Annotated in this window: 17 protein-coding genes and 2 pseudogenes; 11 read left to right on the top strand and 8 right to left on the bottom strand. The window is 75.5% G+C overall.

Translation table 11 applies throughout. From position 1 onward, the window contains the following. Positions 1–64: 64 nt before the first annotated feature. Positions 65–358, bottom strand: a complete 294-nt coding sequence (locus PHY01_RS17840) for a biopolymer transporter Tol (RefSeq protein ID WP_141280153.1) — start codon at positions 356–358, stop codon at positions 65–67. 156 nt (positions 359–514) lie between these two features. Between PHY01_RS17840 and PHY01_RS17835 the strand changes: the two genes are divergently transcribed. Genes PHY01_RS17835 through PHY01_RS17810 form a run of 7 tightly spaced genes read left to right on the top strand, consistent with a single transcriptional unit; the run spans position 515 to position 6,325 of the window. Further along, entirely contained in the window at positions 515–1,174 is a 660-nt protein-coding gene (locus PHY01_RS17835; RefSeq protein WP_141280152.1) for an HAD-IA family hydrolase, read from the top strand. A 38-nt stretch (positions 1,175–1,212) separates the two neighbouring features. Beyond that, a complete protein-coding gene (locus tag PHY01_RS28380) occupies positions 1,213–1,746 on the top strand; it encodes an iron-containing alcohol dehydrogenase (RefSeq protein WP_440590667.1) in 534 nt (177 codons plus the stop codon). Then, the gene (locus PHY01_RS28375) at positions 1,743–2,423 is read left to right on the top strand and encodes a 3-dehydroquinate synthase family protein (RefSeq protein ID WP_440590668.1); all 681 of its coding nucleotides are present in this window, start codon (positions 1,743–1,745) and stop codon (positions 2,421–2,423) included. Before PHY01_RS28380 ends, PHY01_RS28375 begins: the two co-directional genes overlap by 4 nt. Next, a complete protein-coding gene (locus PHY01_RS17825) occupies positions 2,420–3,211 on the top strand; it encodes an O-methyltransferase (RefSeq protein ID WP_246085983.1) in 792 nt (263 codons plus the stop codon). Before PHY01_RS28375 ends, PHY01_RS17825 begins: the two co-directional genes overlap by 4 nt. Before the next feature lie 19 nt (positions 3,212–3,230). Next, the gene (locus PHY01_RS17820; RefSeq protein WP_141280150.1) at positions 3,231–3,986 is read left to right on the top strand and encodes a TauD/TfdA dioxygenase family protein; all 756 of its coding nucleotides are present in this window, start codon (positions 3,231–3,233) and stop codon (positions 3,984–3,986) included. After that, positions 3,983–5,299, top strand: a complete 1,317-nt coding sequence (locus PHY01_RS17815) for an ATP-grasp domain-containing protein (protein ID WP_246085982.1) — start codon at positions 3,983–3,985, stop codon at positions 5,297–5,299. The genes PHY01_RS17820 and PHY01_RS17815 overlap by 4 nt, the downstream gene beginning before the upstream one ends. A gap of 3 nt (positions 5,300–5,302) precedes the next feature. Further along, entirely contained in the window at positions 5,303–6,325 is a 1,023-nt protein-coding gene (locus PHY01_RS17810) for a D-alanine--D-alanine ligase family protein (protein ID WP_141280149.1), read from the top strand. Between the two features lie 54 nt (positions 6,326–6,379). Here PHY01_RS17810 and PHY01_RS17805 read toward each other — a convergent pair whose 3' ends face one another. The 4 genes and pseudogenes from PHY01_RS17805 to PHY01_RS17795 form a co-directional block, all read right to left on the bottom strand. Beyond that, entirely contained in the window at positions 6,380–8,530 is a 2,151-nt protein-coding gene (locus PHY01_RS17805) for a DEAD/DEAH box helicase (RefSeq protein ID WP_141280148.1), read from the bottom strand. A gap of 302 nt (positions 8,531–8,832) precedes the next feature. After that, complete coding sequence (locus PHY01_RS28425; protein WP_502266616.1) at positions 8,833–9,249, bottom strand: SaeA-related protein; 417 nt, start codon at positions 9,247–9,249, stop codon at positions 8,833–8,835. A gap of 569 nt (positions 9,250–9,818) precedes the next feature. Continuing rightward, positions 9,819–10,622, bottom strand: a pseudogene (locus tag PHY01_RS28420) (serine/threonine-protein kinase); the annotation flags it as partial. 181 nt (positions 10,623–10,803) lie between these two features. Next, complete coding sequence (locus PHY01_RS17795; protein WP_141280146.1) at positions 10,804–11,046, bottom strand: hypothetical protein; 243 nt, start codon at positions 11,044–11,046, stop codon at positions 10,804–10,806. Between the two features lie 105 nt (positions 11,047–11,151). On the opposite strand from PHY01_RS17795, the pseudogene PHY01_RS17790 reads away from it, so the two are divergent. Beyond that, positions 11,152–11,862, top strand: a pseudogene (locus PHY01_RS17790) (TIGR03557 family F420-dependent LLM class oxidoreductase); the annotation flags it as partial. A 253-nt stretch (positions 11,863–12,115) separates the two neighbouring features. Here the strand turns inward: PHY01_RS17790 and PHY01_RS17785 are convergent. Next, the gene (locus tag PHY01_RS17785; RefSeq protein ID WP_141280145.1) at positions 12,116–13,963 is read right to left on the bottom strand and encodes a thiamine pyrophosphate-requiring protein; all 1,848 of its coding nucleotides are present in this window, start codon (positions 13,961–13,963) and stop codon (positions 12,116–12,118) included. 88 nt (positions 13,964–14,051) lie between these two features. Here PHY01_RS17785 and PHY01_RS17780 point away from each other — a divergent pair, with 88 nt between their 5' ends. The 3 genes from PHY01_RS17780 (at position 14,052) to mftD (ending at position 16,273) form a co-directional block, all read left to right on the top strand. Next, complete coding sequence (locus PHY01_RS17780; RefSeq protein ID WP_141280144.1) at positions 14,052–14,381, top strand: plasmid stabilization protein; 330 nt, start codon at positions 14,052–14,054, stop codon at positions 14,379–14,381. Positions 14,382–14,467: 86 nt separating this feature from the next. After that, a complete protein-coding gene (locus PHY01_RS17775; protein ID WP_141280143.1) occupies positions 14,468–14,938 on the top strand; it encodes a hypothetical protein in 471 nt (156 codons plus the stop codon). A gap of 162 nt (positions 14,939–15,100) precedes the next feature. Then, entirely contained in the window at positions 15,101–16,273 is a 1,173-nt protein-coding gene (gene mftD, locus PHY01_RS17770) for a pre-mycofactocin synthase MftD (RefSeq protein WP_141280142.1), read from the top strand. 88 nt (positions 16,274–16,361) lie between these two features. On the opposite strand, the gene PHY01_RS17765 is transcribed toward mftD, so the two are convergent. Together PHY01_RS17765 and PHY01_RS17760 are read right to left on the bottom strand one after the other, a co-directional pair. After that, a complete protein-coding gene (locus PHY01_RS17765; protein WP_141280141.1) occupies positions 16,362–17,456 on the bottom strand; it encodes a (Fe-S)-binding protein in 1,095 nt (364 codons plus the stop codon). Continuing rightward, the coding region (locus PHY01_RS17760) for an FAD-binding oxidoreductase (RefSeq protein ID WP_281283660.1) at positions 17,453–17,682 on the bottom strand (230 nt) is incomplete at its 5' end. The genes PHY01_RS17760 and PHY01_RS17765, both read right to left, overlap by 4 nt.

Raw genomic sequence — 17,682 nt, 5'->3', positions numbered from 1 at the left:
CGCGCGCACCGTCGACGGTGCGCGCGGGGCCGGGATGTGCGCGCGAGGACCGGTCGCGCGTTCGTCACTCCTCCAGCGTGTGCAGCGCCCGCGTCCAACGGTGCGCTCGTGCGTCGTCGTCCTGCTCCCACCAGGGGTCCCCCCGCTCCCCGAGGCCGGTCTTGGCCGCCCCCACGCGCGCCCGCGCCCGGCGTAGCGCGTCCTGGTCGCCCGCCCTGCGGGCCGCCCGCACGGCGTTGCGGGCGACGCCGAGATGGTGCAGCAGCGCCGTGCGGACCTCTTCGGGCAGCGCCGGGTCCGCGGCGCGCCACCGTCTCCCGTCCACGACGACGAAGCGGCCGTCTGGCGTGCGTTCCACGGTGGACCCCTTCCCCCGGGCTCCGGGATGCCCGTTCCCGGAACGGGCGAACCGTGCGGTCGAGTCGCGCAACCGCGCGACCCGACCGACGATGGAACGGACGCCCCCGCGGCGCACCGCCGCCCACCCCCCGCCCGACCACCCCCTGGAGCATCCATGCCCGCAGTCCTGTTCGGTTCCATCAGCACGGTCGCCGACACCTCCGAGCTGCAGCGCGACGCGTTCAACCGGGCGTTCGCCGCCCACGGTCTGGACTGGCACTGGGAGCGCGAGGACTACCGCGCCCTGCTGGAGGACAGCGGCGGCGCGGACCGGGTCGCCGGGTACGCCCGTGCCCGCGACCAGCAGGTCGACGCCGCGGCGGTGCACGCCACGAAGTCGCAGCTGTTCCGGGAGAGCCTGGCCGCGGCCCGCCTCGACCCGCGCCCCGGCGTCCGCGACACGATCGCCGCGGCGCGCGAGCGCGGCTGGTCGGTCGGACTGGTCACCACCACCTCGCCGGCGAACGTCGCCGCGCTGCTGGACGCGCTCGCCCCCGCGATCGGGGCGGGTGACTTCGACGTGATCCTCGACGCCGACTCCGTCGCGCGCCCCAAGCCCGACCCGGACGCCTACGCCGCCGCACTGGAGCGGCTGGCCGAGCAGCCCGGCGCGTGCGTCGCGGTGGAGGACAACCGCGGCGGCGTCGCCGCGGCCGCGGCTGCGGGCGTGACGTGCGTGGCGTTCCCCAACGCCAACACCGCGGGCCACGACTTCGGCGACGCCCGCGTGGTCGAGCGCCTCGACCTCGCCGACCTGGCCCCCGCCGCGCGCTGACCCCCACCGACCCGCACCGCACCCAGGAGAGACCCACCGTGACCAGCAGCACCGACGCCACGCTGAGAGCCACCGACAACGCCTTCACGGTCGAGGCCTACGAGAAGATCGACTACTCGCTCGTCCTCGTCGACGGGGCCTTCGACCCGGCGAACACCGAGCTCGCCGACGCCTACCGGCGGTGGGGGCGTTGCCTCATGGTCGTCGACGAGACCGTCCACGATCTCTACGGCGAGCGGATGCGCGCCTACTTCGACCACCACGGCATCGCGCTGACGGTGTTCCCGCTCGCGATCGCCGAGACCACCAAGACGATGCGCACCGCGGAGCGGATCGTCGACGCGTTCGGCGAGTTCGGGCTGGTCCGCAAGGAGCCGGTGCTGGTGGTGGGCGGCGGGCTGACCACCGACGTCGCCGGGTTCGCCTGCTCGATGTTCCGCCGCTCCACCAACTACATCCGGGTGCCCACGACGCTGATCGGCCTGATCGACGCCAGCGTCGCGATCAAGGTCGCGGTCAACCACGGGAAGTCGAAGAACCGGCTCGGGCCTTCCACGCCTCGCAGCAGGTGATCCTGGACTTCTCGTTCCTGGCGACGCTGCCGGTCGAGCAGGTGCGCAACGGCATGGCCGAGCTCGTCAAGATCTCCACGGTGGGCAACGCGGAGATCTTCGAGCTGCTGGAGAAGTACGGCGAGGACCTGCTGACCACCCGCTTCGGCCACCTCGACGGCACCCCCGAGCTGCGCCAGGTCGCCGACCGCGTCACCTACGAGGGCATCCGGACCATGCTGGAGCTGGAGGTGCCCAACCTGCACGAGCTCGACCTGGACCGGGTGATCGCGTTCGGGCACACCTGGAGCCCGACGCTGGAGCTCTCGCCGCAGGTGCCCTTCTTCCACGGCCACGCGATCAGCGTCGACATGGCGCTGTCGACGACCATCGCGAAGGAGCGCGGCTACGTCTCCGAGAGCGAGCGCGACCGCGTGTTCTGGCTGATGAGCCGCCTCGGCCTGTCGTTGGACAGCCCGCACCTCACCCCGGAGATGCTGGTGGCGGCGACGGACCTGATCGTCCAGACCCGCGACGGCAGCCAGCGCGCCGCGGTGCCGCGCCCGGTCGGGAGCTGCCACTTCGTCAACGACCTCACCGCCGACGAGCTGGTCCACGCGCTCGCCGTGCACCGCGAGGCGTGCCGCCGCTACCCGCGCGAGGGGCTGGGCGTCTCGCCGTTCCTGGCGGCGGGGTGAGTGCGCCGCGGCCGGTGACGCCGCTGGGCATCCTGGTGGAGAAGCTGGGTGCCCTGGTCGAGCGGGCCGGGGACGACCCGGGCCTGTCCGGCGCGCTGCGCGAGGCCCACGAGCTCGCCGCCGGGCTCGACCCCTACCTGGCCCGCCACACCACGCCCGAGTCGCCCGCGCTGCAGGCCCTCGCCGAGGCGACCGCGGCCCGGGACTGGAGCCGTCGCGACGGCCCGTTCCTGGAACGGGAGATGCTCTCCGGGCACGTCGAGGGGCAGTTCCTCAAGATGCTGGTGCACGCCGTGCGGGCCCGCCGGGTGCTCGACGTCGGCATGTTCACCGGCTACTCCGCCCTGGCCATGGCCGAGGCGCTGCCCGCGGACGGGCGGGTCGTGGCCTGCGAGGTCGACGCCGAGGTGGCGGGGTTCGCGGCCCGCCACCTGGCCGGCTCCGGGTACGCCGACCGCATCGACGTCCGGGTCGGCCCGGCCGCCGACACCCTCGCCGCGCTGGTCGCCGACGGGGAGGTCTTCGACCTCGTCTTCGTCGACGCGGACAAGGCGGGCTACCCGGCCTACCTCGCCGCCGTGCTCGACGGCGGGCTGCTCGCCCCGCACGGGCTGGTCTGCGTCGACAACACCCTCATGCAGGGGCAGCCGTGGAGCGGCGGGCGGTCGGACAACGGCGACGCCATCGCGGCGTTCAACGACGCCGTGTCGGCCGACCCCCGCGTCGAGCAGGTGCTCGTGCCGCTGCGCGACGGCGTCACGCTCGTCCGCCGCGTCGACCGTCCCTGACCCGCTCCCGGAGGAGACCGTGCACACCACCGCACTGCACCCGCTCGGCGTCCGGCTCACCGGCGCCGACCTCTCGACGGTCGACGTCGCCGTCGTGCGGCGACTGCTCGCCGCGCACGGCGTGCTGGTCGCCCCCGCCCAGCACCTCGACGACGCCGCGTTCGTCGCCTTCCTGCGCCGTTTCGGCGAGCTGGTGTTCACCACGGGGGAGACCCCGGTGCCCGGCTTCCCCGACCTCAACGTCGTCACCAACGTCGGGCGCACGACCCCGCCGCGCAGCGTGTTCCACGTCGACACCAGCTACGTGCCGGTGCCGCCCGCCTACACCGCGCTGCGGGCCGTGCAGATTCCCGAGCGCGGCGGGCAGACCCTGTTCACCGACCAGTACCGCGCCCACGACACCCTGCCCCCGGAGCTGCGCGACACGTTGGTGGGCCGGACGATCACCCACCGCGTCAGCGGGGTGCCGGGCGACCGCGACTCCCAGGCCGAGCACCCGGCGCTGCGGCGCCATCCGGTGTCCGGACGCACCAGCCTCTACCTCTCCACACCGCAGCGCTGCGTGGCGGTCAGCGGCATGGACGCGGCCGCATCGGCGGCACTGATCGACCGGCTCTACCGGCACTCGACCGCGGAGGAGAACACCCTGCGCCACACCTGGTCCCCCGGCGACGTCGTCATGTGGGACAACGGGTGCGTACTGCACCGCGCCGACCACGACGGCGTCGTCGGCGACCGCACGATGCACCGCGGCATGGTCGCCGCCGCCGCGTGAGCGGCCGGCTGCGGGTCGCGGCCCGGACCGTCGGGGCGCTGGCGCTGCTGCAGGCCGCACTGCCGGCCAACCTGGCGCTGACCGCGGGCGCGCTGCTGCGGTCGCTGCTGGTGCCCGCGCCGCGGGCCGTCGCCGACCGGCCGCGGACGGTCCTGCTCAGCGGCGGGAAGATGACCAAGGCGCTGGCGCTGGCGCGGGCGTTCCACCGCGCCGGGCACCGGGTGGTGCTCGTGGAGTCGCGGCGCTACCGGATGACCGGACACCGGTTCTCCCGCCACGTCGACCGGTTCCACACCGTCCCCGACGCGCGCTCGCCGGGCTACGCCGCCGCGCTGCGCGAGATCGTGCTCGCCGAGGGCGTCGACGTGTACGTGCCGGTGTGCAGCCCCGTGTCCAGCTACGAGGACGCACGGGCCGCGGTCGTGCTCGCCCCGCACTGCGAGGTCCTGCACCCCGACGCCGCGACCGTCGCGGTGCTCGACGACAAGCACGCGTTCGTCGAGGCGGCGGACAAGCTCGGGCTGCCGGTCCCGGACTCGCACCGGGTCACGAGCCCGCAGCAGGTGGCGGAGTTCGACTTCGCCGCCGCGGCCCCGCCCTACGTCCTCAAGAGCATCCCCTACGACCCGGTGCACCGGCTCGACCTGACCCCGCTGCCGCGGCCCACCCCGCAGGACACGGCCGCGTTCGCCCGGTCCAAGCCCATCTCCGCGGACACCCCGTGGATCCTGCAGCAGTTCGTCACCGGGCAGGAGTACTGCGTGCACACCACGGTCCGCGACGGCGCGGTGCAGGTCTACGCCTGCTGCGAGTCCTCGGCGTTCCAGGTCAACTACGCCATGGTCGACGTGCCGGAGATCGAGGCCTGGGTGCGGGGGTTCGTCGAGCCGCTGCGGCTGACCGGGCAGATCAGCTTCGACCTCATGGTCGACGCCGACGGCCGCGTGCACCCCATCGAGTGCAACCCGCGCACGCACTCGGCGATCACGATGTTCCACGACCACCCCGGCCTGGCCGCGGCCTACCTCGACACCGGTGTCGAGGTGATCACCCCGCTGCCGGGGAGCCGGCCGACGTACTGGGCCTACCACGAGCTGTGGCGGATCCTGAGCCGTCAGCGGACCCTGCGCGAGGGGCTGCGCGTGCTCACGCGGGGCACCGACGCGGTGTTCGACGCGGCCGACCCGCTGCCCTTCCTCATGGTGCACCACCTGCAGATCCCGTGGCTGCTGCTGCGCAACCTGGTGACCGGGCGCGACTGGGTGCGGATCGACTTCAACATCGGCAAGCTCGTCGAGCCGGCGGGGGACTGAGCCGTGCGCGTGCTGCACCTGGCCGGCTCCCCGACCAGCGCGTTCTTCGACGACCTGTCCCGGCTCTACGCGCAGGACTGCCTCGACGCCGTCACCGACCCGCACCACGAGCCGCACGTCGCCCACGTCGCCCACGTCGCCCCGGACGGCCGGTGGCGCTTCCCCGCCGACCTGCGGGCCGCGGCGATCGCGGCGGCGGAGCCGATGTCCCTGCCCGCCGCGCTCGCCCACCTCGCGGGCCTGGGCGTCGACGTGGCGGTCCCGCAGATGTTCTGCCCGCCCGGGATGACCACCTACCGGGCGCTGCTCGACGCTGCGGGGATCCCGCACGTGGGCAACACCGCCGCGGTGATGGCGCTGGGCGCGGACAAGGCGAAGACCCGGGCCGTGGTGGCCGCGGCCGGCGTCGACGTCCCGGCGGGGGAGGTGCTGCGCCGCGGTGACCGGCCGTCGCGGCGGCCGCCGGTCGTGGTCAAGCCCGTCGACGCCGACAACTCCGCGGGGGTCACCCTGGTGCGCGACGCGGCGGGGTTCGCCGCGGCGCTGGACGAGGCGTTCGCGCACTCCGCCCGCGTGCTCGTGGAGGACTACGTCGAGCTCGGCCGCGAGGTGCGGTGCGGCATCGTGGCGCGGGGCGACGAGCTGGTGGCCCTGCCGCTGGAGGAGTACGCCGTCGACCCGGTGACCCACCCGGTCCGCGGCTACGCCGACAAGCTCGGCCGTGGCGCCGACGGCGCGCTGGAGCTGCGCGCCAAGGGCGCGCAGAGCGCGTGGATCGTCGACCCCGGCGACCCGGTGACCGCCCCGGTCCAGGCCGCCGCGCGCGCCTGCCACACCGCGCTGGGCTGCCGCGACCACAGCCTGTTCGACTTCCGCATCGACCCCGACGGGCGGCCGTGGTTCCTGGAGGCCGGCCTGTACTGCTCGTTCGCGCCGCGCAGCGTGGTCGCCACCATGGCGGCCGCCGCCGGGATCGGGCTCGGCGAGCTGTTCCGGTCCGCGCTGGAGCAGGCCGTCGCCCGGTGACCGCGGCGCCCGCGCGCCGCGGCCGCTCGGGCCCCTCGGCCCGGGCTCCGGGGCTCAGGCCGGCTCGACCTCCCGCTCCGCCTCCAGCGCGCCGGTCAGCAGCGCGACGAGCGCCTCGAGCTGCACGTCGGCCGAGGACCCGACCTCCTCGTCGGAGCCGTCGAGGGCCTGGGCGGCGAGACCGGCCTTGCCGTCGATCAGCTCGGCGATGCGGGCGTCGATCGTCTGCGCGGCGATGATGCGCCACGCGGTGACCGGCTCCGACTGGCCGATGCGGTGGCTGCGGTCGATGGCCTGGGTCTGCTCCGCCGCGGTCCAGGACAGCTCCGCGAGCACGATGTTCGACGCGACCTGCAGGTTCAGGCCCACCCCGGCCGCGGTCAGCGAGCAGACCGCGACGGCGACGCCCGGGTCCTGCACGAACGCGTCGATGTTGCGCTGGCGCACCGCGGTGCTCTGGTCGCCGCGGATCGAGGAGAACCGCACCCCGGCGCGCCGGAAGGTCTCCTCGGCGGCGTCCATCACGTCGACGTGCTTGGCGAAGAACACCACCTTGCTAGCGCTGCGCGCCAGCTGCGCGGCGTAGTCGGCGGCGAGGTCGGCCTTCGCCCGCCCGATGCGCCGCATCATGCCGAACACGTTCTCGCCCGTCGTCGACGTGGTCGCGTCCTTCTGCTCCCAGCGCGCGACCTGGCGCACCAGGTCGTGGTCGATGCCCTCGACCACCGCGCCGGAGCGGCGGTTCGCCAGCGCTTCGTCGTAGCGGGCGAGCATCCGCCGGGCGAGGTCGCGCTCGGCCGCCCGGATGGAGCGGCCCGCGGGGCCGTCGAGCTCCACGGGGAGGTCGGCGATGCGCCGCGCGGGGATGTCGGCGGCCACGTCGACCTTGCGGCGGCGGACGATCCCGAGGTCGACGACGCACGCGCGGGCGGCGGCGGAGAAGCCCGGGTCGGCGGGGGTCAGCCCGGTCGCGGCGAGGGCGTTCATCAGGTCGGCGAGCGGCGTGGTGTCGTCGATCCAGCCCAGGAACTGCCAGATCGCCAGGAAGTCCTCGATGTCGTTGATCAGCGGCGTGCCGGTGAGCGCCATCAGCAGCGGGCGGGCGGCCCGCTGCCGGATCCGCCGGGAGATCTCCAGGACGTGCTGCGAGCGCTGGGAGGACTTGTTCTTGATGAAGTGCGCCTCGTCGACGACCATCCCGCGGAAACCGAACTGGCCGAGCCAGCCGACGTGGCGGTCGAGCACCTCGTAGTTGACGACGATGATGTCGGCGAACCCGTCGATGGAGTCGCCGTTGCCGTGGATCGCGGTGGCGGTGCGGTGCGGTGTCCACAGCCCGGCCTCGCGGACCCAGTTGGTCTTGACGACGTTCGGCACGACGACCAGCAGCGGGTACGCGTCGGCCGCCTCCGCGGCGAGCAGCGCCTGCGCGGTCTTGCCCAGGCCCGGCTCGTCGGCGAGCAGGAACGTGCGGTGCCCGGCCGCGGCCGCGGCGACCAGCCGCGACTGGTGCGGCATGAGCTCCCGGCCGCGGGGGACCCGCCCGGGTGCGGGGGCGGGCAGCTCCATGCAGGCGGGGGCACCGGCCCCGGCCCGCTCGAACGACCGCAGCAGCGGGCCGAGCAGCTCCCAGCTCGCGAGCGGCGTGGGGCGGACCGCGGTGGACCGGGCTGCGGAGAAGTCGGGGGCCAGGAACGGGTTGGCGAGCTGGCGCGACACGACCGACTGCGGCACGACCCGGGGCTTCGCGGGGGCGGCGGGCTCCTCGGGCGGGGCCTCGGGGACGGCCGCGTCCGCGACCGGCTCGATCCCGGCGTTGCGCAGCACGTCACGGGTGAACGACCGGGCCTCGTCGGAGACGACCGCGTCGTCGCCGAGCAGCGCGAGCAGCGCCGGATCGCGCACGGCGGTCATCGCGAGCGTGGTCGCGATGCCGTCGAGCCGCTTGAGCCGGTCGGTGCGCTGGGCCTCGGTGGCGTCGCCGTCGGCCCGGACGCGGGCCCGCTCCTCGCGCAACAGCAGCGCGACGGCCTGGAACCGGGTGCGGGTGGCGGGCGTGGCCCGGCCGCGCTTGAGCGCGGCCTCGACCTCCCGCACGGTGCGCGCGAGCACCGACATGACGTCGTCGCCGCCCTCGCGGCCGCGCCGGCGGTCCCGTGGGGAGCCACGGCGGGCCCCGGCCTGGGGCCGGCCTCGTCGAGCCACGTACTGCTCCTCCTCCGGAACGCCTCGGCCGGCCGCCGGGGCGGCCGCCGCGCGCAGTGCTGCGGACGGGTGGTGGGGCACCGCGGAACGGGGCCGTGACGGCCCCTCCGGGTGCGATCCGGTCCCCGGGACCCAGCACACCACGGCGGGGCCACCGGTCGCCGGGGTGCGGCACCCACCGCACGGGCCGGGTGAGCGGTGCCGGACGGGCGGTGGCACTCGGTACCCGTCGGACGGAGCTCGGCGTGATCGGATCGGTTCCATCCTACCGCCCCGCGGCGGGGACGACGACCGCGGCGCGCTCAGGCGCCGACGGTCGTGCGCGCCGTCACGTCGAAGCCGGCGGAGACGACCAGCCCGCCGTCGACGCGGCGGCACGAGGCGACGGCGACGTGGCAGGGCAGGGTGACCGAGCTGGGCAGGCGCAGACCCCCGTCGAGCTCGTAGCGCATGTTGGTGATCTTCCAGGCGGTCGCGGCCGGGTCGCCGGGGGCGTCGGGCGCCCGGTCCTGGCGGACGACCACCCGTACCTCGGTGACCCCGGGCGGCCACTCGAACTCCAGCGACCGCGGCCCGGTGACGGTGAGGTGCCGCACGGCGGGGATGGCGCCGGTCGCGGCACCGTCGCCGGGGGTGGGGTCCGGCGGGTCGACCGGCCGTCCGGCCGGGGTGGCGGCGTCGGACCCGGCGTCCCCGGCGTCCCCGGGGGTCCGGCCCATCTCCGACACCGCGGCGCCGAGCCGGGCGACCACCCCGTACACCGGGATCCGGGCCGAGGGGTCACGGCACCGTCGACGATGGCGGTGGAACGGGTGCGCCCCACGACCTGCCAGCGGCCGTCGGGGGCCAACCGGGTGATCTTGTACTCGACGTCCCCGGGACCGCCCGGCGTCCAGCTCACCGTGACCGACCGGTCCTGCGTCCCGCGCTCGGCGCGTACCTCCGTGGGGACGGGCACCGCGGCGGCCGCGGGCCTGGGGGCCGGCGCCGCGGGCGCGGTCTCCGGGGCGGCCGGCTCCGGGGTGGCGGTCTCCGGGGCGGCGGTCTCCGGGGCGGCGGGCTCCGGGGCCCCCGCGGGCCGGGGGGTGGGGCCGATGCGCGTCGTGGCCGCGGGCGGCACCACCGTCGTCGGGTAGGGGGCCGTCGGCCGGGGGCGGGGCCGGGGCGACTGCGGGTCCTGGGTCCGGGGGCCCGGGTTCGGGGGCGCCGGCGGGCGGGGCGCGGGGGACCGGGCGGCGGCCCGCAGCGCGTCGAGGAAGGAGGTGCAGGTCGGGAAGCGGTGGTCCGGGTGCTTGGCGGCGGCGCGGGCGACGGCGTCGTCGACGGCGGCCGGGAGCTCCGGGCGCAGCAGGCGCGGGCGGGGCGGGTCGGCGGCGAGGTGGGCGTAGACGACCGCGGCCACCTCCGGGCGCGGGTAGGGCACCTCGCCGGTGAGGCAGCGGTACACCAGGCAGGCCAGGCCGTACTGGTCGGAGCGCCCGTCGACCCAGCGGCCCTCGATCTGCTCGGGGGAGGAGTACTGCGGCGTGCCCATGAACCGGCCGGCGGAGGTGAGGTCGGCGCCCGCGACCGTCGCGCCCTTGGCGATCCCGAAGTCGCACAGGTACACCTGCCCGGCGCGCGGGCGACCCGAGCGCACGAGCAGCACGTTGCCCGGCTTGACGTCGCGGTGCACCAGCCCGGCCTCGTGGACGGCGTCGAGCGCGTCGGCCACCGGCCCGAGCACGGCGCACAGCCCGTCGATGCCCAGGCGGCCCTCGCGGCGCAGCACGACCCCCAGGTCTTCCCCGTCGACGAAGCGCATCGACAGGTAGAGGACGCCGTCGGCGTGGCCCGCGTCGTAGATCGGGACGACGTTCGGGTGCTCCAGGCTGGCCGCGATCGCGGCCTCGCGCTCGAACCGCCGCCGGTACTCCGCGTCGGCGCCGAGCCAGGGCGGCAGGACCTTCAGCGCGACCGTGCGACCCAGCCGCAGATGGGTGGCGCGGTAGACCACCCCCATGCCGCCCTCGCCGACGAGCGCGTCGATGCGGTGCCCGGCCAGGACGTGGCCGACCCATCCTGCGGCGGCCGATCCCTGCTGTTCCGGCACCGGCGGTCCGGGGCACCCCGCCTGCGGCGGCCGGCCCCGTCCTCCCCTCTCGATCCGTTCGTTACGAGCCCACGCGGGCACGGGGTGCGGCGCCCCCGTCGGCCGCGGACCGTCCCGGTCCACAGCCTACGGTCGCGCGGCCGCGCAGGGGCGCCGGTGTCGGCGGGTGTCGCGTGCGGTGTCAGGCCGCGGCGAGGGCGTCGCGCCCGGCCGTGGTGAGGTGCGCGGGGCCGGCCGATCCGGGCCCGATGAGGCCGGCGCGGGCGAGCCGGGCGTGCAGGAACTGGTCGGCGCAGGGCAGGTCGTCGACGAGCAGGGTGGGCCCGGCCAGGACGCAGCGCCCGGCGGCGACGGCGCGCAGCAGGGCGCGGTCGCGGTGGCTCAGCGGGGCCGTGCCTGCCGGGGTGGTGGTCGTGGTGTCCATCGTCGTGCCTCCCGTTCCGCGTGTCCGGTGCCGTCACAGGAGGGAGTCCCCCGGTGTGGCTTGGGTTACAGCGGGATCCGGGGCGGACGGGGGTACGCCCGGGACATGCAGATCGGCTACAAGCTGGCGACCGAGGCGTTCGGGCCCGACGAGATCATCCGGCAGGCGGTGCGCGCCGAGGAGGTCGGTTTCGACTTCGTCGAGATGAGCGACCACTTCCACCCCTGGCTCGACGTCCAGGGCCACAGCCCGTTCAGCTGGACCCTGTTCGGCGCGATCGCCGCGCGCACCGAGCGGATCGGGCTCGTCAGCGGCGTGACCTGCCCGACGATCCGGTACCACCCGGCGGTCATCGCCCAGGCGGCGGCCACGCTGGCCCTGGTCTCGCACGACCGCTTCACCCTCGGGGTGGGGTCGGGGGAGCGGCTCAACGAGCACGTCGTGGGGCGGGGGTTCCCGTCCGTCGCCCGGCGCCACGCGATGCTGCGCGAGGCGCTGGAGATCATCCGGCTGCTCTGGAGCGGCGGCTACCGGTCCTACGAGGGCACATACCTGCAGCTGGAGGACGCGCGGGTGTTCGACCTGCCCGAACGCCTGCCGGAGATCGCGGTCGCCGCGGGCGGACCGGCCGCGGCCCGGCTGGCCGCCGAGCTCGGCGACGGCGTGTTCGCCACCGACGCCGACGCCGAGCTGCTGCGCGGCTACCGCGCCGCGGGCGGCGACGGACCGGGCTGGGCCGAGGCGCCGCCGGCCTGGGCGCCCGACGAGGACGCCGGCGTGCGGGCGGCGCACGCGACGAACCGCTGGGGCCTGACCGGCTGGAAGGTGATGAGCGAGCTGCCCCAACCCGGTCAACTTCGAGGCGGCCACCGCGACCGTCCGGGAGGACGACGTCCGGCGCATGTTCGCCTGCGGACCGGACCCCGAGCGGCACCTGGAGGTCGTCGCGCCCTACCTCGACGCCGGCTACGACCGGATCGTGCTGATGGACGCCGGCCCCGACCCCGACGGTTTCCTCGACTTCTTCCGCGACGAGCTGGCGGGACGCCTGCGTGGGCGGTGACGCGCGCTAGGCGTCCGCGCGGCCGCGGCGCGGCAGCAGCGTCGCGGCCGCGGCGGGCAGCCCGCGCCGCAGGATGCCGCGCCAGTCGGTGTCGCCGCGCAGCACCGCCCCGATCGAGTTCCGGGCCTCCTCCAGGGTGAAGTGCGGGGGGACCATCAGCTCGGCCGGGTCGACGACGACGTCGAGCACCGCCGGCCGGCCCGCGGCCAGCGCCGCCTCCCAGGCGGGTCCCACCTGCTCCGGGTCCTCGACCCGCACCCCGTGCAGCCCCAGCGACCGCGCCCACCCGGCGTAGTCGACGTCGGGCAGCAGCTGGGACTCGTCGAACTTCGGGGTGCCCTCGCTGCTGCGCTGCTCCCAGCTGACGAACGACAGGTCCCGGTTGTTCAGCACCAGCACCACGAACCGCGGGTCGGCCCACTCCCGCCAGTACCGCGCCACCGTGATCAGCTCGGTGACCCCGTTCATCTGCATCGCCCCGTCGCCGAGCAGCGCGAACAGCGGGCGGTCGGGGTGGGCGAACTTGGCGGCGATGCCGTAGGGCAGGCCGCCGCCCATCGACAGCAGTGTCCCGGACAGGCTGGCGAGCATCCCGGGCCGCACGTGCAGGTGCCGGGCGAACCACGCGGTGACGGTGCCGCAGTCGACCGAGACCATGGCGTCGTCGGGGAGCCGGTCGTCGAGCTCGGTGAGCACCCGCTGCGGGTTGACGGGGTCGGCGTCCTGCGCCGCGACCTCGCGCTGCCCGGCCCGCCACGCCGCTGTCCACTCCGCGATCCCGGCGCGCCACCCCGGCTCGGGAGTGTGGTCGCTCAGCAGGGCGGTGAGCGCGCGCAGGGTCGGCGCGGCGTCGCCGGTCAGGTTGACCTGGGTGGGGTAGCGCAGGCCCAGCTGTGCCGCGTCGATGTCGATCTGCACGGCCGGGACGCCCTCGGGCGGGTAGAACTCGCCGTAGGGCATGGTCGACCCGACGATCAGCAGCCGGTCGCAGTCCTCCATCAGCCGCCGGCTCGGCACCGTGCCCAGCAGCCCGATCGCCCCGGTCACCCACGGCTCGCGCTGGTCGACCACGGGCATGGCCAGCAGCGCCGTCGCGACGCCGGCGCCGAGGCGCTCCGCGACGGCCGCCACCTCCGCCTCGGCGCCGTAGCAGCCCTGCCCGACGAGCATCGCGACGCGCTCCCCGCCGCGCAGCACCTCCGCGGCCTGCTCCAGGTCGGCGGCCGGGGGGATGGTGGGCCGCGAGCTCGGCGCGTTGGACGTGCGGTGGTGGCCGTGGGCGCGCGGCGGCTCGGTGACCGCCCGCTCGTCCTGGACGTCGGAGGGCAGCACGAGCACCGCGACGGTCCGGTGCGCCAGTGCGGTCCGGCAGGCGCGGTCGACCAGGTGGCGGACCTGGCCCGGGTCGTCGAGCTGGGCGACGAAGCCGGCCACGTCGGACAGCAGCGCCGTGAGGTCGATCTCCTGGTAGTAGCCGCCACCCTGCGCGGTGAGCGGCGTCTGCCCGACGAGCGCGACGACGGGCTGGTGGTCGAGCGCGGCGTCGTAGAGGCCGTTGAGCAGGTGCAGCGCCCCGGGACCGGAGGTCACCAGCGCGGCCCCCAGCGGCCCGCCCCCGTACTTGACGTGCGCCGCCGCCGCGAACCCCGCGGTCTCCTCGTGCCGGACCTGGACGAACTGCAGGTCGTCGGGGCGGCGCTGCAGGGCGGCGGTGACGCCGTTGATGCCGTCACCGGGGTAGCCGTAGTAGCGCCGCACCCCCCAGGACGCCATCCGGTCCACGACGTGGTCGGCGACCGTCGGCCGGCGGGGCTCGTCGCCGGTGGTGGGGGTCTGCGGGTCGGGGTGCGCCATGGACGGGGACTGCCCGGTCCGGGCCCCCGCCAACCCCGTTTCCGGTGCGTGCGGACCGGGAACACCGGCGGTCGACGAGGAGGTGGCCATGCCGCAGCAGGGGTGGAGCGACAAGCGCGAACGGCAGTACGAGCGCGTGAAGGACTCGGCGCGCGACCGCGGGGTCGGGGAGGAGCGGGCGCAGGAGATCGCGGCCCGCACCGTCAACAAGAACCGGGCGCAGGCCGGGGAGTCGCGCGAGGCGTCCCGTACCTCGACGCAGGACGTGTCCCCGCAGCACCGCGGCGGGAAGCGCTCGCACACCGGCGCCCGGGGCCGCACCAAGGCCCAGCTCTACGAGGACGCCCGGCGCCACGGCGTGCAGGGTCGGTCGTCGATGACCAAGGCGCAGCTGGAAGAGGCACTGAAGGGCGGATGACGCGGGGCGGGTGACGGGTGTAACACCCGGGGGACCGGGGGCGTCCTACCCCGTGCAGGCCCACGACACCCCCCAGGAGGAACCCGATGTCCGAGAGCTTCGACCCCGTCCCGTCCGGCGACGTCGAGCCGGTGCTGCCCGGCACCGACGCCGAGTCCGGTATCGAGGCCAGCACCTCCCACTACGTCGACCACGACGGCGACGGGTACGCCGAGACGACCGTGATCGACTCCAACGGTGACGGCGAGGTCGACGCGGTCCTCACCGACGTCGACGGCGACTTCTACGACGACGTCGCGGCGTTCGACAACAGCCCGGGCGACGGCACGTTCGTGCCCGACGTGATCGCGGTCGCGGCCGACGGCGACGGCCTGGCCGACGTCGTGTTCGACGACACCAACTTCGACGGCGTGTTCGACACCGTCACCCCGGGCAACGACGAGCCGCTGCCCTACGCCAACCCCTACGAGACCTCGGCGGGCGTGGCCCCGACGGCGGCCCCGACGGCGACCCCGACGGCGACCCCGACGGCGCAGCCGTTCACCGAGCAGTCCTGACCGACGGGGCGGTCCTTCCAGGTGGGGGACCGCCCTGGCCGGTTGGCGGGGATGTGCGGGGGAGATCGGCCCAGGTCTCGCCCTTGTGGCACCGGATGCCATATCGTCGCCCCGGTCGTCGGCGGGGAAGCCGGGGACGGTCGTCGACGGAGGAGCGCGCCCATGGCCGGTGGATGGTTCGAGACGGTTGCCGAGGCACAGCGGCGGGCGAAGAAGCGCCTGCCGAAGTCGGTCTACATGGCGCTGGTCGCCGGGTCCGAGCGTGGCCTGACCGTCGACGACAACACCGCGGCCTTCGGCGAGCTCGGTTTCGCCCCGCACGTGGCGGGCCTGTCGGGCAAGCGTGAGCTGGGCACCACCGTGATGGGGCAGCCCGCGTCGATGCCGGTGCTGATCTCCCCGACCGGTGTGCAGGCCGTGCACCCCGACGGCGAGGTCGCGGTGGCCCGCGCCGCGGCCGCCCGCGGTATCCCGATGGGGCTGAGCTCGTTCGCGAGCAAGTCCATCGAGGAGGTCGCCGCGGCCAGCCCGCAGACGTTCTTCCAGATGTACTGGGTCGGCACCCGCGACGTGCTGGTACAGCGCATGGAGCGCGCCCGCGCGGCCGGGGCCGTCGGCCTGATCATGACGCTGGACTGGTCGTTCTCCAACGGTCGCGACTGGGGCAGCCCGGCGATCCCGGAGAAGGTCGACCTGAAGGCGGCGCTGAAGTTCGGCCCCGAGGTCGCCCTGCGCCTGCCGTGGCTGCTCGACTTCGCGAAGTCCGGGAAGATCCCCGACCTGACCACCCCCAACCTCGCCCCGCCCGGCGGCACCGCGCCCACCTTCTTCGGCGCCTACGGCGAGTGGATGGGCACCCCGCTGCCCACCTGGGAGGACGTCGCCTGGCTGCGCGAGCAGTGGGGCGGGCCGTTCATGCTCAAGGGCGTCATGCGGGTCGACGACGCCAAGCGCGCCGTCGACGCGGGGGTCAGCGCAATCTCGGTGTCCAACCACGGCGGCAACAACCTCGACGGCACCCCGGCCTCGATCCGGGCCCTGCCGCCGATCGCCGACGCCGTCGGCGACCAGGTCGAGGTGCTGCTCGACGGCGGTGTCCGCCGCGGCGGCGACGTCGTGAAGGCCCTGGGCCTGGGGGCGAAGGCCGTGCTGATCGGGCGCGCCTACCTGTGGGGTCTGGCCGCCAACGGCCAGGCGGGCGTGGAGAACGTGCTCGACATCCTGCGCGGCGGTATCGACTCCGCGGTGCTGGGGCTGGGCCGCGACTCCGTGCAGGACATCGACCGCTCCGACGTCGTCGTGCCCGACGGGTTCGTCCGCGCCCTGGGCGTCTGACCCTCCTCGCGAGTCCCCGCTTCTCCGCCCGCGAGTCCCCGTTTCCCCGCCCTCGCGTCGCTGCGTGCCCGCCCCGGTGCGGAACCGGTCATCCCGCCCGCAGCGCCCGGCGGCGCGGGCGGGGGAGCGGCCGCCCGCCCGCGGCGTGGACGAGCAGGTCGGCCAGGTGGACCGCGCGCACCCGGCTGCCCCGCCTGCGCAGGCCGGTCTGCAGCTGGCGCAGGCAGCCGGGGTTGACCGCAACCACGTAGTCGACGCCCGCGGCCTCCACGGCGTCGAGCTTGGGGTCCAGGACGCGGCGGCTGTCGCGGGGCCGCAGCATCGCGTAGGTGCCGGCCGCCCCGCAGCAGGACGCCTCGCCGGGCACCGCCACCAGTTCGGCGACGGCCGCGATCAGGGCCCGCGGCTGGGCGGCGACCCCGAGGCCGTTGCGCAGGTGGCAGGAGTCCTGCAGTGCCACCCGCGCGCGGCGCCCGTCGACGCGTACCTCCCCGACCGGCGTCGGCCCGGTGGCGACGAGGTGCTCGCTCAGCTCGTGGACGCGCTCGCGGCCGAGCACGGTGGCCAGGTGCGCGGCGCAGCCTCCCGAGGTGGTGACGACGACGCCGGGCAGCTGCTCCCCGAGCCGCCGGGCCATCTCCTCGCCCGCCGCGGACTCGCCGTTGTGCGCGTGCAGCGCCCCGCAGCAGCCCTGGCCGGCGGGCACCGCGACGCCCGGCAGGAGCGCCCGCGCGGCCCGGCTCACCCCGGGGAACAGCCCGCGCTCGAAGCAGCCGAGCATCAGCGAGACCGGGCCGCCCGCGGGGCCGCGGGCGGGGCGGCGCACCAGCCCCAGCAGCCGCAGCAGCGCGGTGCGGGCCGCGACCGTCATCAGTCCCCGCGCCAGGACCGGGCGGTGGCGGCCGGTCCACGTCAGGTCGCGCCAGGTCTCCAGCAGCTGCCCGTACTGCACCCCCGCCGGGCACACCGGCTCGCAGGCCCGGCAGCCCAGGCAGAACGACGCCTCCTCCCGGATGCGGGGGTCGTCGACGGGCAGGACGCCGGTGTCGAGCGCGCGCATCAGGGTGATCCGGCCGCGCGGGGACGAGCCCTCGTCGCCGGTGAGGGCGTAGGTGGGGCAGGCGGGCAGGCAGAACCCGCAGGAGATGCAGCGGTCGAGCAGCTCGGGGTCGAAGAGGTTCACGAGCCGAGCTTCCCGGGGTTGAGGATGCCCGCGGGGTCGAACGCCGCCTTGATCCGGCGCAGCAGCGCCATCTGGTCGGCGCCGAGGCGGGCCTGCAGGTAGGGCAGCTTGGCCGCCCCGACGCCGTGCTCGCCGGTGATCGTGCCCTCCATGTCGATCGCGGCGGCGAAGACGTCGCCGAACGCCTTGTGCGCGCGCTGCGCCGCGTCCTCGTCGTGCCGGTCGA

Origin of the sequence: Pseudonocardia hydrocarbonoxydans (assembly GCF_006539565.1) — a bacterium.
Lineage (GTDB): Bacteria > Actinomycetota > Actinomycetes > Mycobacteriales > Pseudonocardiaceae > Pseudonocardia > Pseudonocardia hydrocarbonoxydans.
This window is presented reverse-complemented; position numbering and strand designations above follow the sequence as displayed.

Coding starts and splice junctions, on each gene's coding strand:
- PHY01_RS17835 (WP_141280152.1), top strand. CDS start 515: ATGCCCGCAGTCCTGTTCGGTTCCATCAGCACGGTCGCCGACACCTCC.
- PHY01_RS28425 (WP_502266616.1), bottom strand. CDS start 9,249: ATGGGCCGGACCCCCGGGGACGCCGGGGACGCCGGGTCCGACGCCGCC.
- PHY01_RS17795 (WP_141280146.1), bottom strand. CDS start 11,046: ATGGACACCACGACCACCACCCCGGCAGGCACGGCCCCGCTGAGCCAC.
- PHY01_RS17785 (WP_141280145.1), bottom strand. CDS start 13,963: ATGGCGCACCCCGACCCGCAGACCCCCACCACCGGCGACGAGCCCCGC.
- PHY01_RS17780 (WP_141280144.1), top strand. CDS start 14,052: ATGCCGCAGCAGGGGTGGAGCGACAAGCGCGAACGGCAGTACGAGCGC.
- PHY01_RS17775 (WP_141280143.1), top strand. CDS start 14,468: ATGTCCGAGAGCTTCGACCCCGTCCCGTCCGGCGACGTCGAGCCGGTG.
- mftD (WP_141280142.1), top strand. CDS start 15,101: ATGGCCGGTGGATGGTTCGAGACGGTTGCCGAGGCACAGCGGCGGGCG.